Origin of the sequence: Candidatus Palauibacter sp. (genome assembly GCF_965222475.1) — a bacterium.
In the GTDB taxonomy this organism is placed as follows: domain Bacteria; phylum Gemmatimonadota; class Gemmatimonadetes; order Palauibacterales; family Palauibacteraceae; genus Palauibacter.
In genome coordinates, this window is sequence record NZ_CBDCUB010000004.1 from 201,214 (window position 1) to 214,343 (window position 13,130).

10 protein-coding genes and 2 pseudogenes are annotated in these 13,130 nt (G+C 65.2%); 7 read left to right on the plus strand and 5 right to left on the minus strand.

The window, feature by feature from the left end:
- Positions 1 to 183: 183 nt before the first annotated feature.
- A protein-coding gene (locus ACOQPP_RS09600) for an IS3 family transposase (RefSeq protein WP_420635870.1) occupies positions 184 to 1,307 on the minus strand; the annotation gives its coding sequence in 2 pieces (ribosomal slippage) (positions 184 to 1,031 and positions 1,031 to 1,307; 1,125 coding nt in all).
- 134 nt (positions 1,308 to 1,441) lie between these two features.
- On the opposite strand from ACOQPP_RS09600, the gene ACOQPP_RS09605 reads away from it, so the two are divergent.
- Together ACOQPP_RS09605 and ACOQPP_RS09610 are read left to right on the plus strand one after the other, a co-directional pair.
- On the plus strand, positions 1,442 to 1,609 hold the full coding sequence (locus ACOQPP_RS09605) for a hypothetical protein (RefSeq protein ID WP_420636396.1): 168 nt from the start codon (positions 1,442 to 1,444) through the stop codon (positions 1,607 to 1,609).
- Positions 1,609 to 2,100: pseudogene (locus ACOQPP_RS09610) on the plus strand (DNA methyltransferase); the annotation flags it as partial. The gene ACOQPP_RS09605 and the pseudogene ACOQPP_RS09610, both read left to right, overlap by 1 nt.
- Before the next feature lie 307 nt (positions 2,101 to 2,407).
- Here the strand turns inward: ACOQPP_RS09610 and ACOQPP_RS09615 are convergent.
- A protein-coding gene (locus ACOQPP_RS09615; protein ID WP_420636397.1) for an IS3 family transposase occupies positions 2,408 to 3,531 on the minus strand; the annotation gives its coding sequence in 2 pieces (ribosomal slippage) (positions 2,408 to 3,255 and positions 3,255 to 3,531; 1,125 coding nt in all).
- Between the two features lie 55 nt (positions 3,532 to 3,586).
- Here ACOQPP_RS09615 and ACOQPP_RS09620 point away from each other — a divergent pair.
- Both ACOQPP_RS09620 and ACOQPP_RS09625 read left to right on the plus strand, forming a co-directional pair.
- Positions 3,587 to 5,644 (plus strand): annotated as a pseudogene (locus tag ACOQPP_RS09620) (DNA methyltransferase); the annotation flags it as partial.
- A 33-nt stretch (positions 5,645 to 5,677) separates the two neighbouring features.
- Positions 5,678 to 6,457, plus strand: a complete 780-nt coding sequence (locus tag ACOQPP_RS09625; protein ID WP_420636398.1) for a toll/interleukin-1 receptor domain-containing protein — start codon at positions 5,678 to 5,680, stop codon at positions 6,455 to 6,457.
- On the opposite strand, the gene ACOQPP_RS09630 is transcribed toward ACOQPP_RS09625, so the two are convergent.
- The 3 genes from ACOQPP_RS09630 to ACOQPP_RS09640 form a co-directional block, all read right to left on the minus strand.
- Positions 6,430 to 6,723, minus strand: a complete 294-nt coding sequence (locus ACOQPP_RS09630; RefSeq protein ID WP_420636399.1) for a hypothetical protein — start codon at positions 6,721 to 6,723, stop codon at positions 6,430 to 6,432. The two genes, ACOQPP_RS09625 and ACOQPP_RS09630, sit on opposite strands and share 28 nt — an antisense overlap.
- Before the next feature lie 564 nt (positions 6,724 to 7,287).
- Positions 7,288 to 8,514, minus strand: coding sequence for a phospholipase D-like domain-containing protein (locus ACOQPP_RS09635; RefSeq protein WP_420636400.1), 1,227 nt, complete (start codon positions 8,512 to 8,514; stop codon positions 7,288 to 7,290).
- 136 nt (positions 8,515 to 8,650) lie between these two features.
- Complete coding sequence (locus ACOQPP_RS09640; RefSeq protein ID WP_420636401.1) at positions 8,651 to 11,008, minus strand: DPP IV N-terminal domain-containing protein; 2,358 nt, start codon at positions 11,006 to 11,008, stop codon at positions 8,651 to 8,653.
- Positions 11,009 to 11,492: 484 nt separating this feature from the next.
- Here ACOQPP_RS09640 and ACOQPP_RS09645 point away from each other — a divergent pair, with 484 nt between their 5' ends.
- From ACOQPP_RS09645 to ACOQPP_RS09655, 3 genes are all read left to right on the plus strand, one after another.
- Positions 11,493 to 11,957 (plus strand): hypothetical protein, encoded by a 465-nt coding sequence (locus ACOQPP_RS09645; protein ID WP_420636402.1) that lies wholly within the window; start codon positions 11,493 to 11,495, stop codon positions 11,955 to 11,957.
- A 159-nt stretch (positions 11,958 to 12,116) separates the two neighbouring features.
- Positions 12,117 to 12,791, plus strand: coding sequence for a nucleotidyl transferase AbiEii/AbiGii toxin family protein (locus ACOQPP_RS09650; protein WP_420636403.1), 675 nt, complete (start codon positions 12,117 to 12,119; stop codon positions 12,789 to 12,791).
- Complete coding sequence (locus ACOQPP_RS09655) at positions 12,791 to 13,081, plus strand: hypothetical protein (RefSeq protein ID WP_420636499.1); 291 nt, start codon at positions 12,791 to 12,793, stop codon at positions 13,079 to 13,081. Before ACOQPP_RS09650 ends, ACOQPP_RS09655 begins: the two co-directional genes overlap by 1 nt.
- The last annotated feature ends 49 nt before the right edge of the window (positions 13,082 to 13,130 follow it).

The following is a 13,130-nucleotide window of genomic DNA, read 5'->3' on the forward strand; positions in this document are numbered from 1 at the left end:
TCCCCCGGCAGGGGAGGGACAGGTTCCAAAATGAACCCCGGCCGGCGGGAGGGGAACCCGGTCGGCGACGGGGGCTTGGCCGCGGGCGGAACGAGGTGCGCGGCATGGGGAGATCCCAGGCTTCTCCCGCGCCCCGCTGCTGCTTTGCGAAGGCGACCGTCGGCGCACGCCGAGATCCGCCGTTCACACCGCCCCCGTGCCGTTGCGGTAGGCCTCGCCCGGCGTCCGTCCGCCGAGGGACGAATGCGGACGCACCTCGTTGTAGAAGTCGAACCACGAGCCGATGATCCGTTCGGCGTCCAGCCCGTCGCGGAGTTCGTGAAGGTACACCGCCTCGTACTTCAGCGACCGCCACAGCCGCTCGATGAAGATGTTGTCGAGGAAGCGGCCCCGGCCGTCCATCGAGAATGCCACGCCCGCGCCCAGCACCCGGTCGGCGAACGCCTCGCTGGTGAACTGGGCGCCTTGATCCGTGTTCAGGATCTCCGGAGCCCTCCAGCCCAGCGCGTGGTCCAGGGCTTCGACGCAGAACGACGCGTCCATCGTGTTCGACAGCCGCCACGCGAGCACGTGCCGGGTCGCCCAGTCCATCACGGCCACGAGGTAGAAAAAGCCTTGCGTCACCGGAACATAGGTGATGTCCGCGCACCACACGTGGTCCGCCCGCGAGATCGTGAGGCCGCGCAGCAGATAGGGGAAGACCCGGTGCTCCGGACCCGCCACGCTAGTGCGCGGCCGCCGGTAGGTTGCCTCCACCCCCATCAGGCGCATGAGCCGCCGGATCCGGTGCCGGCCCGCGGCAACGCCCTCGCGACGCAGATGCCGCACCAGCTGCCGGCTTCCGTAGAACGGATACGCCATGTGCAGCTCGTCAATGCGACGCATGAGCGCCAGGTTCTCCGCGCTCTCCCCCCTCGGCCGGTAGTACAGCGACGACCGGCTCACGCCCACCAGCGCGCACTGCCTCGAAAGACTCAGCGGTCCGTCCCGCTCGATCATCCGCCCCCGCTCCGCCCGGCTCAGCGCTTGAGCCCGCGCCGAAAAAAATCCCGCTCGACCGTGAGCTCCCCGATCTTGGCGTGCAGCTCCCGGACCTTCGCCTCGTGCTCCTTGGCGAGCTTGCGGCCCGCGCCCCCGGCGAACACCTCCGGCAGCCCCTCGAGCAGCTGCCGCTTCCATGTGCTCACCTGGTTCGGATGAAGCTCGTGCCGCCTCGCGATCGCCTGCACGCTGTCGTGCTCGCGCAGCGCCTCCAGCGCCACCCGCGCCTTGAACTCCGGCGTGAACCGCCGTCTCTTCCCAGCCATCTCGGTGCCTCCCGTTCCGTCCTGGAATCCACCTTAACGACCTGTCCAAAAAACTGGGACCACCTCACTACTGGGTCCCCGGCGTCAACCGTCACGCCCGCTACGGACGCTGGGCCTTCGCGGAGTTCAGGGAGGTGCTCGAACTCGAAGCGGACCTCGATGCCGTGATTGAGAACCGGTTCAGCCACGTCGTCCGCGTCGCCACGGGAGATCCCGTCGCCATCGCGGGCGAGGCCTTAATCCAAGCGGGCGGCTCCGACCCGGACGCGAGGGCCGGCCCGCGGCGACGGCCCTGGGAATAATCCAGGAGAAGGTCCAACCCAAGGTTCTCATCGACGATCTGGCCCGGCACTCCAAGGCGGCCGCCCCGCCCGACGAAGTCATCGATCTTTTCGCCGACTTCAACGGTCTGCCCGAGGAAGCGACCGAGACGGAGTTCTACGAGCACGACGCCAACTGGTCCAACCGGATGATCCTGGGAGACAGCCTCCAGGTGATGGCTTCGCTCGCCGAGCGGGAGGATCTGCGCGGGAAAGTCCAGTGCATATACTTGGACCCACCGTACGGAATCAAGTTCAACTCCAACTTCCAGTGGTCCACCACCAGCCGTGACGTCAGGGACGGCAGCCGCAACCACATGACACGCGAGCCGGAGCAGGTCAAAGCGTTCCGCGACACCTGGCGCGACGGCATTCACTCCTACCTGGCGCACCTTCGGGACCGCCTCACGGCCGTCCGCGACCTCCTGTCCCAGAGCGGGTCCATCTTCGTGCAGATCGGCGACGAGAACGTGTGAGGTGGTCTTACTTCGTTGGACAGTCCGAGGGCAAAGTTAAGGTGGATTCCGAGTGGTTGTGAGAGCCCTCGGGAGCCTTCTCCGTGTGTTCTCTCGGGGTGGATGCTCCACCCATGGGTCCTCCCCCGGCAGGGGAGGGACAGGTTCCAAAATGAACCCCGGCCGGCGGGAGGGGAACCCGGTCGGCGACGGGGGCTTGGCCGCGGGCGGAACGAGGTGCGCGGCATGGGGAGATCCCAGGCTTCTCCCGCGCCCCGCTGCTGCTTTGCGAAGGCGACCGTCGGCGCACGCCGAGATCCGCCGTTCACACCGCCCCCGTGCCGTTGCGGTAGGCCTCGCCCGGCGTCCGTCCGCCGAGGGACGAATGCGGGCGCACCTCGTTGTAGAAGTCGATCCACGAGCCGATGATGCGTTCGGCGTCCAGACCGTTCCGGAGCTCGTGGAGGTACACCGCCTCGTACTTCAGCGACCGCCACAGCCGCTCGATGAAGATGTTGTCGAGGAAGCGGCCCCGGCCGTCCATCGAGAACGCCACGCCCGCGCCCAGCACCCGGTCGGCGAACGCCTCGCTGGTGAACTGGGCGCCTTGATCCGTGTTCAGGATCTCCGGAGCCCTCCAGCCCAGAGCGTGGTCCAAGGCTTCAACGCAGAACGACGCGTCCATCGTGTTCGACAGCCGCCACGCGAGCACGTGCCGGCTCGCCCAGTCCATCACGGCCACGAGGTAGAAAAACCCTTGCGTCACCGGGACATAGGTGATGTCCGCGCACCACACGTGGTCCGCCCGCGAGATCGCCAGGCCGCGCAGCAGATAGGGGAAGACCCGGTGCTCCGGACCCGCCACGCTCGTGCGCGGCCGCCGGTACGTCGCCTCCACCCCCATCAGGCGCATGAGCCGCCGGATCCGGTGCCGGCCCGCGGCAACGCCCTCGCGACGCAGATGCCGCACCATCTGCCGGCTCCCGTAGAACGGGTACGCCATGTGCAGCTCGTCCATGCGCCGCATGAGCGCCAGGTTCTCCGCGCTCTCCCCCCTCGGCCGGTAGTACAGCGACGACCGGCTCACGCCCACCAGCGCGCACTGCCTCGAAAGACTCAGCGGTCCGTCCCGCTCGATCATCCGCCCCCGCTCCGACCGGCTCAGCGCTTGAGCCCGCGCCGAAAAAAATCCCGCTCGACCGTGAGCTCCCCGATCTTGGCGTGCAGCTCCCGGACCTTCGCCTCGTGCTCCTTGGCGAGCTTGCGCCCCGCACCCCCGGCGAACACCTTCGGCAGCCCCTCGAGCAGCTGCCGCTTCCACGTGCTCACCTGGTTGGGATGAAGCTCGTGCCGCCTGGCGATCGCCTGCACGCTGTCGTGCTCGCGCAGCGCCTCCAGCGCTACCCGCGCCTTGAACTCCGGCGTGAACCGCCGTCTCTTCCTGGCCATCTCGGTGCCTCCCGTTCCTTCCTGGAATCCACCTTAACGACCTGTCCAAAAAACTGGGACCACCTCAGTGCACCGGGTGAGGGCGTTGATGGACGAGGTGTTCGGGGAGGACAATTATGTGGCGTTGATCTCGTTCAAGAAAACCACCTCTCTAACGTCCGAATTCCTGTCCAACAACTATGATTACCTGGTGTGGTATGCAAAGTCCCGTAAGGACTTGAAGTACCGATCCCCGTTGGTAGCTAAGGGCTACGAGAGTGATCTGTCGTTCTATGGTTACTGGGAAGACGATGCGGGTGTCCGAAGGAGGATCACGAATGGGGACGATGTGCCATTCGATCGACGGTACTCGGTTGGCGACCTCACGAGCAGCCACGAGTACAGCGAAGGCAAAACTCCCGTTCCGTTTCACGGACGGCGGTTTGAGCCAGGTCGTCGCTTCTGGACTACTTCGCCGGATGGTATGCGACGGCTGAATCGCGCCAATCGACTGCATGAGAGTCGAGCATCGATTAGGTACGTACGGTTTTTTGACGACTACCCCGTACAACCGCTGGGTTCGACGTGGGTGGACACCGTCACAGGCCAGTACAGCGATCCGCGCCTTTACGTTGTACAAACCGCTACGAAGGTCATCCAACGTTGTCTCCTCATGACCACCGATCCCGGCGACCTCGTCCTCGATCCGACCTGCGGATCCGGGACCACCGCTTACGTCTCGGAACTGTGGGGCCGACGCTGGATCACCATCGACACCTCCCGGGTGGCCCTTGCCCTTGCACGAGCCCGCGTCATGGGTGCCCGCTACCCCTACTACCTCCTCGCCGACAGCCCGGAGGGCCAGCGCAAGGAAGCCCAGATCACGCGCAAGGCACCGTCCGACCATCCCACCTACGGGCGCGTCCGGCAGGGATTCGTCTACGAACGGGTTCCACACATCACCTTGAAGCAGATCGCAAACAACGCCGAGATCGACGTCATCTGGGAACAATACCAGGAGACACTTGAACCCCTTCGCGAGAAGCTGAACGCCCTGGTCGGCACCGAGTGGGAAGAATGGGAGATTCCCCGCCGCCCGAATGACTCCTGGGATCCCGAGACCCACAAGGTCCACGCTGAGTGGTGGAAGGCTCGCATCGCCCGGCAGAAGGAAATCGACGCGTCCATCGCCGCGAACGCGCCGTTCGAGAACCTGTACGACAAACCTTACGAGGACAAGAAGATCGTGCGCGTCGCCGGCCCATTCACGGTCGAGAGCCTGTCGCCGCATCGTGTGCTCGGAGTGGACGCGGAGAATCAGCTACTCGACCGGGCGGCGGAGAGACCGCCCTCCGACTACGGCGACCGGCAGGACTTCGCGAGCATGATTCTCGACCAACTGCGCACGGCGGGCGTCCAGCAGGCTCACAAGGAGGATCGGATCGACTTCACGTCAGTGACGGGGTGGCCGGGGGATTACGTGTGCGCGATGGGACAGTACATGGAGGCGGGTCGCGCCCGGCGGGCGGGCATCCTGATCGGGCCCGAGTTCGGGACGGTGTCACGTCCCGACTTGGTGGCGGCGGCGAAGGAGGCCGCGGAGGCCGGCTTCGACTCCGTGATCGCCTGCGCGTTCAACTACGACGCCCGCTCTGCGGATTTTGTCAAAGTCGGCCGCGTGCCCATCCTCAAGGCCCGCATGAACGCCGACCTTCATATGGCCGATGAACTCAAGAACACGGGTGCGGGCAACCTGTTCGTGATCTTCGGGGAGCCGGATATCGACATTCAGAGCGTGGACGACGAGCAGATTCAGGTGGAGATCAAGGGCGTCGATGTCTTCCACCCCGGTACCGGAGAGCTTCGCTCCGACGACACCGACGGCATCGCCTGCTGGTTCATCGATACGGACTACAACGAGGAGAGCTTCTTCGTACGCCACGCATACTTCCTCGGCGCGAACGATCCCTACAAGGCGCTCAAGACCACGCTCAAGGCCGAGATCGACCCGGACGCCTGGAGCACGCTGCGGAGCAACGTTTCCCGCCCGTTCCCCAAGCCCGAATCCGGCCGCATCGCAGTCAAGGTGATCAACCACCTCGGCGACGAAGTCATGAAGGTCTTTCGGGTGTGACGAATCGTCGCAACCGAGAACTTCTGGAATCCAATGGACATCTTCGTTAGCTGGGCGGGGCGTGACAGTCATGCCGCCGCTCGGATCCTTCGAGAGTGGCTACCCGAGGTTCTGCCGTTCGTCAGGCCTTGGGTGTCATCGGAGGACATCCGGAAGGGCACGCGGTGGAGCGATGAACTGTGGGGTCGCTTACAGCGGACATCATACTGCATCGTCTGCTTGACGCCCAGCGCTATCCGCAGCCCCTGGGTGAACTTCGAGGCCGGCGCAGTCGCGAGAGCGGTTCGCGGGCCGTCCTACGTCAGTCCCCTTTTGTTGGGCATATCACCTACCGACTTAGCTGGCTCTCCGCTGGCGATGTTTCAATGCACGGAATTCACCGAACGAGACGTTGAACGGCTCCTCAAAGCCGTAAACACCCTGGCGACGGCGCCGATACCGGAGTCGCAGGTCTCCGTGGGCTTGGGTCGAACTTGGGCGAGTCTTCGCGACGAGATTGGGCGGATCGACCTCCACAACACTGAGGATTCGGAGGAAGAGGAGGACGCTATCGACGACGACACTTTAGACGGCTGGTTGCACGAAACCGAGGAGAAGATACTTGCGTGCGTCGCATGGTCAGGTGATGATCGGCCCTTGACCGCGAAGTTGATCGCGCATTTGGTCAACCAAAACCACGTCGTCACGCGGCATTACGTAGATCAGCTCGTCCACCGCGGGTTCCTGCATGAACAACGGATCGTGGGCCACCACTCGACCTACGTTATAACTTCGGAGGGCCGCGCCTACGCAGTCGAGGAGGACCTAACATGAAGGACTGGACTTACCCCGTTTTGCCACCTCGTGGACACGTGCAACGTCGCCAGCACCAGCGAGCCGTCCGCCAGGCGTCTCCCCGCCAGATGCCGCTCGATGCGGTCCCGGCGCCTCAGCAGCCAGTCCATGGCCCGGTACAGCTCGTCCGCGTCCGCGTCCCCGACGCCGAGCTCCCCGCCCAGCGTGTGGCTCATGGTCTCCCCGCCAAGCGAGCGCGCGGTGGCCAGCTTCGAGCGGGGGTCGAGGACGCGGGCGACGATCATGGCGACGGCGAGTGGTGGTTTCCTCCTTTCTCGCCACCTCGCGGGAGAGCAGAGCGGTCGCCGCGCCGAAGGCGTGGCGGACCGTGGGAGAGGGACGCGGGCCCGGGGGTCGACGACGAACGCGAGTTCCGCCAACAACTGGAGGTCGCGGGGAGGGTACACTGCGAGGCGCGTTGCCCACCTGCCCGGTGACTCGTCAACAGCCGTTCGGGCATCTCTCCCAAAATGGCGATCCGCCTGGACAAGGCGTTTGGAGGTGGGGCTGAGACCTGGTATCGCTTTCAATCGGCCTACGACCTTGCGCAGGCCATGAAGCATGCCAGCCGGATCGACGTGGAGCGGATGCCGACTCTCGCCTGATGCTCAATTCCGACACCAGGCAGCTGGGCCGGGGTTCGGGACCAGGGGCTGGAGGCGGCCGAACTCGTACTCCGGGGGCGGCTCGGCGCCGGGGAAGTGGCGGACGAAGTAATCCCAGCGGCGGCGCATCATGTAGGGCTCGTTGCCGAAGCCCTGGCCGCGGGTTCAAAGAGTAAGATCGGATCGCTGCTCGAGTTGGCGAGGTTACTCCGTGCCTACGTAAACGAACGCGTCTAAGAGCCCAGCCCTAAGGCCCCATGCCTCCTTGAGGTCATCCGCGACCGGTTCTTCGTCCGCATACCACGGTTGGTCGTAGAGCCATTCCAGCAACTTGCCGTATTTGGCTGGTTTCCTCAGCGTCGTTGGTGCCAGTCCCGATAGAGTAGCTAGTCCTCTTACCGAGCCTTGTTCGGCCCCTGGCGTGGACTCGCCATTCACCGAGAGCAGTCGATCTGGACGCGTTAACATTAGGAGTAATGTCGCGGTTCCGCCGCGACGCAAACCCTTACCGAGGCCGCGTATCTCGTCGAGACCCCAAACGCCGATTGCTGGGAAATCCTCGGGACTGGCGTCTCGAACTCTCTTGAGGATGTCCCGTATCGCCATCTCGTGCTTCTCGACTGCGTACCAGTTTCGACTCATGCGTCCACCCAGCCCCCACCAAGCGCCCGCTCGGGCTCGCGTACTGCCCTTCAAAGCTTCTAACCGATGCGGGGGGAGCTCACGCCAAGGCGGAGGACACGACAGCAGCTTGCGGCGCTCGGTCAACGCTCTCACATAACCCTTGCGGCTGAAGACCCTCCATCCTCTCGTTGCCAGCATTTGGTCGCAGGTCTTCAAAGCGTCAAAATAAGCCTCGAAGTTCGGCGGCTGGCTTTCCCTGAGGAGTTCGACGCGAGTGGACACCCCTGAAGCCAGCCTCATGATACCTCTGCGAGGCGGATTTCGTTTCCATCTTTCGCGATAGCGCTTGATTTCTGCCGACACTGGGGTCTGAGTAGAACACTGGTTCCACCGATCTTCGAACCAACTTGCCAACTCCTCAAATTCCTTCTCACCCCCCAATTCAAGCATGACTTCTTCGTTGCGCCAGAATCCTCCGTCTGTGAAGTTCGCGCTCCCGATCCATGCACGGCCGGCAACTCGTCTCTCTCCGTAGTGGAAGACATAGACCTTCGGGTGGAAGAGTCGCCCCTCGTCGCGGACGATCCTTAGGTGGCCGATCTCAAACAGTTCGTCGAGGGCATCCGGGTGGGTTGCGTTACCCGATATTCCCACGATCGCCCTGATCTTGACGTTCCGGCCAGCCGCACTCTCCAGCAGCCTCAGGTGCTCTCCGCCGGTAGTCCAAGCCGTGGCTATGTCTACATGCGTCGCCGACTTCAGCATCGTCGCGAGTTTACGGTTGAACTCGCCGGGCTTGATTATCATTTCGTACTCTCGCGTTGGCGGTATCGGCGGGGCACCATCATACCCCCTCTCAACAGGCCAAATACTACGGCACTTCCTACGAAGCGGGCCCGCCGCAGTTGATCGCCAGATAACCGAGGACCGGAGTGTCGGCACATCACGGCACGAGCGGCTGGAGCCGGCCGAACTCGTACTCGGGGGGCGGCTCGGCGCCGAGGAGGTGGCGGACGAAGTAGTCCCAGCGGCGGCGCATCATGTAGGGCTCGTTGCCGAAGCCGTGGCCGCGGTTCGGGAAGAGCAGCAGGTCGAAGTCCTTGTTCGCGGCGATGAGGGCGTCCACGACGAGCATCGTGTTCGAGTGCGGGACGTTCGTGTCCATCGTGCCGTGCGCGATGAGGAGCCTGCCCCTGAGGTTCTCCGCCACGATCTGGTTCGCCTGGTTGTCGTAGCTCGTGGCGCCGTCGGCGTACGTCTCGAGCAGCCCCTGGTACTTCTCGCCCCAGTCGTCCTCGTAGTTGCGGTTGTCGTGGTTCCCCGCCTGGGAGACGGCGACCTTGTAGAAGTCGGGGTAGCGCAGGATCCCGGACGTGGAGGCGAAGCCGCCGCCGGAGTGGCCGTAGATCCCCACCCGGTCGATGTCGATCCACGGATGGCGCTCGGCGAGTTGGCGGATGCCGGCGATCTGATCCGGGAGCCCGTTGTCGCCCATGTTCCCGTAGTAGGCGTCCTGGAACGTCTTCGAGCGCCTCGGCGTGCCCATCGCGTCGAGTTCGATGACGACGAACCCGAGTTCGGCGAGCGACTGCAGGTCGCGGTGCGCGGCACGGAAGCTCCGGCTCCCCACGCTCCCGCTCTGCGGCCCCGGATACAGGTAGTTGATCACGGGATACGTCGCGTCCGGATCGAAGTTCGAGGGACGGAACATCAGTCCGTACAGATCGGTCTCGCCTTCCCGCGCCTTCACCGTGAAGGGGATGGGCGGCTGCCAGCCGCTGCGTTCCAGACGCGAGATGTCGGCCTGTTCGACCGTCTGCAGAAGTTCGCCGTCCATGTCCCGGACGACGGTCACGGGCGGGATCGCGGGCGTGGAGTACTGGTCGACGAACGTCTCGCCGTCGGGCGCCAGCCACACCGCGTGGTTCGCGCTGTCCGGCGTGAGCAGCGCGACATCGCCCCCGGCCAGCGGCGCGCGGTAGAGATACGCGAAATAGGGATCGCCCGGCTCACGCCCGTTCCCCATGAAGAGGATGTCCCCCGCCTCCTCGTCGACGCGGAGAACGCGTTCCACGTTCCAGGCGCCCGAGGTCATCTGGCGTTTCAGTTCCCCGGTGTCGGCGTCGTAGAGGTAGAGGTGCCCCCAGTCGTCGCGTTGCGAGTACCAGAGGATCTCGTCGGAGGCGGAGAGGTAGCGCCAGTTGCCGTGCGACTCGAAGAACGTCTCGACCACCTCCTCGAACAGGTCGCGCACTTCGCCCGTGGCCGCGTCGGCGATGCGGACCAAAGCCCGCTTGTGGTCGCGTGAACTCGACACGAAGGCGAGACGTGTGCCGTCAGCGCTCCACTCGACGTCGGAGAAGCCCCCGCGGCACGCTACGTGGTCGCACACGGTCGAGCGGTGCTGGTCCGGGGGCATGTCCAGGCGGACGACGCGGCTTCCCGCCGGCGCCTCCGTATCGATCACCAGCCGGTGGATCCGGAAGATGACGGAGTCCTCCGGGAGCGGGTAGCGCCACGCCTCGAGTTCGGGGTGCCCGACCTCGGTCGTGACCATGTACATCATCCCCACGCCGCGCGCGTCGTGCTGGAAGGTCGCGATGCGGCGCGAGTCGGGAGACCACTTGAGCACGGGACGGTCGCTCTTCACCCAGCCCGCGTTGTTCGTCGCATAGCCGAAGTCCTCGACCCCGTCCTCGGTGAGCTGCGTCGTCTCGCCCGTCGCCAGGTCGCGCAGCCACAGGTTGTGTTCGCGAATGAACGCCGCCTTCGTCCCATCGGGCGACACGATGTCGAAGCGACCGGCCGGCGTGGCGTCGGGCGATGTGACCGCCCCGCAGCGGTCGGGGTCGAGCCCGCAGGAGTACGTCTCCCCTTCTACCTCGACCTCGAAGCGGACCGTCACGGCCTCCGGAGCGAGATCTCCCAATGGGAGCGCGAAGGCGGTGTGCTCCTCGCCGCTCGCCGCGGTGAGCGCGGCGGCCATGCGCGCATGGTCGAAGGCGCGCTCCCGCGTCCCCGCGGCCGGATCGGTGATGACGTACTCGGTGCCACCCTCGAACCGGTTCCGATACCAGAACCGTCCATCGTCCAGCCACACGGGGAGGACGGAAGCCCCGAGCACGAGCGGGTTCGTGTGGTTCCCGAGCCGCCCTTCCGCCCGTTCGTAGTCCGCCTCCGTCAGCGCGTCGGGAACCTCCTGGGATGCCCCGGGCGAGGCAAAGGCAATGAGCACGAGCGAGGCGGCGAGGCCGGGAGCTAGCGAAGGGAGGAAGGAACGCGGCTTCGTTTCGAAACGCAAACTTGAGATGTTGGGCATGGTTCCGTGGACGAAGATCGGAGTTTACGGCCGGAGTCGGTCGCGGTCGCCGTGATCGTAGCGAATGCCCGGGCGTCATGGTAGAAAGGAGGGTGCACAGCGTAGGTAGGACTTGGTCAGCTCGAGGTCGTGCCATGGACAACGCACCAAACAAGCCCCCAGGACCGCATCCAGCGCGCGGCTCGGATCGGGACGCGCTTCCGCTTCGCGCGGCAGACGAAGTGATCCGCCGATATCAGGAACTCGCCAAGCGCAAGAAGCGAACCGCAGGAAGCGTAGTGGATTCCTTCATCGCGGCTCGGCGAACCGAGGACCCGGAAGATGGTTGATCGGCGAGCACAGGGGCTGCGCCTGAGAAGCGGATGCGAGCCATTCCGCTCGGTCGACACCGCAACGGACTTCACGTTGCGGGACCTACTGGAGCTGGTCCGGTTCCGACCTACTCAGCAACACGCAGAGGGGCGTCATGGCCGAGTTCCTGGTCGCCCGCGCACTCGGAACAGCGGAGACACCCCGGCTCGAATGGGGCGCCTACGACGTCAGGACGCGCGAAGGTCACGGGGTCGAGGTGAAGAGCGCGGCCTACTGGCAGAGCTGGCCACAAACGAAGCCATCGGTCATCGAGTTCGACATCGCGCCGCGCAAGGAGGTATGGGATCCGTTGACCAACGAGACGGAGAACTATGACCCGCCACGTCGTACGGCGAGCGCATACGTCTTCAGTCTCCTTGGTGATCCCGCCCGCCGGGATCCCGATCCCCTCGACATTGACCAGTGGCGGTTTCTTGTCCTCGCCACCTTCAGGCTCGACTCCGAGAGACCTGCGCAGAAGACCATCAGGCTCAACCCCCTCCTGTCACTCGACCCTGGGGACGTGTCCTACGCCGGTCTGCGCGGGGCTATCGAGACAGTGATCAGACTCGGCTCGTAGGCCCTCCCGTATCCCCGGTTTCCTCTCGCACGCTGGCCACCGCCCTGCCGCGAGGTGTCCCGTGGCGCGCCGGGCGGGTATTTTCAGGGGTAATCTCCGGCCGGATCGGCGTACGGCTGGCCGTGCGTGGACGAGGGAAGGAAGGCGGGAGGAGGGCATGTGTTGCAGCCTCGACTAGACGCTCTTCCGCCGCCGCAGCGGCAACTGTGGCCCGAGTTGCGCTCGACGCCCTCCGGGTTCGTCCTCTACGGCGGCACGGCGCTGGCATTGCGGCTGGCGCATCGCGAGTCGGAGGACTTCGACTTCTTTTCATCGGACCCGCTGGACGCTGAGCGTCTGCTCGCCGACGTATCCTACCTCGACCCGGCCGAGGTGGTGCGAAGAGCGGAGAACACGCTGACGTGCCTGGTCGATCGTGGCGGACCGGTCCGCGTGTCCTTCTTCGGCGGTCTCGCGTTGAGTCGCGTCCGCGATCCCGAGCGGGCGGCCGGTGCGGGGATCCTCGTCGCCTCTCTTCTCGATCTCGCGGCGACCAAGGTACAGGTCGTGCAGAGTCGGGCGAGCGCGAGGGACTACCTGGATGTGGATGCGCTGGTTCACCTCTCGGGCATCGGCCTGAGCCAGGCGCTGGGCGCCGCTGCGGCGGTCCACGGCGAGCGTTTCAACCCAGTCCTGACGCTCAAGGCGCTGACCTTCTTCGGCGACGGCGATCTCGCGGCGGTCCCGGGCGCGGTCCGCGCGCGCTTGGCCGATGTCGTCCGGGAAGTCGACTTGGAGAGCGTCCCGAATCTCTCCGCTCAGCCGGGTCTTCAGGCGTCCGGGGCGTCGTCGTGATGAACCCGCTCCACTCCCCCGACCTTCTTCGCGTGGCCAAACGGATGGTCTGGTTCAAGCCGCCAGAGGAGACGCTGCGCGATCCCGTGCTCTTCCTCAACCACATCATGACCTGGGGTACGGCGGACGACATCGGGATCGCCCGGTCGCATTTCCACGAGGACGATTTCCGCGCCGCGCTGAGGCAGGCTCATCCGGGGATTTTCGATCCTCGCTCGTGGGCGTATTGGCATCTGGTGCTGGGGATCGACCCCGCGCCGCCGCTGCCGGAGCGCCGCCTGTCCGAATAGGGGACCGCCGCCATGACGGAAGAGGCGAACGGCCCGCCGGGCGGAAGCG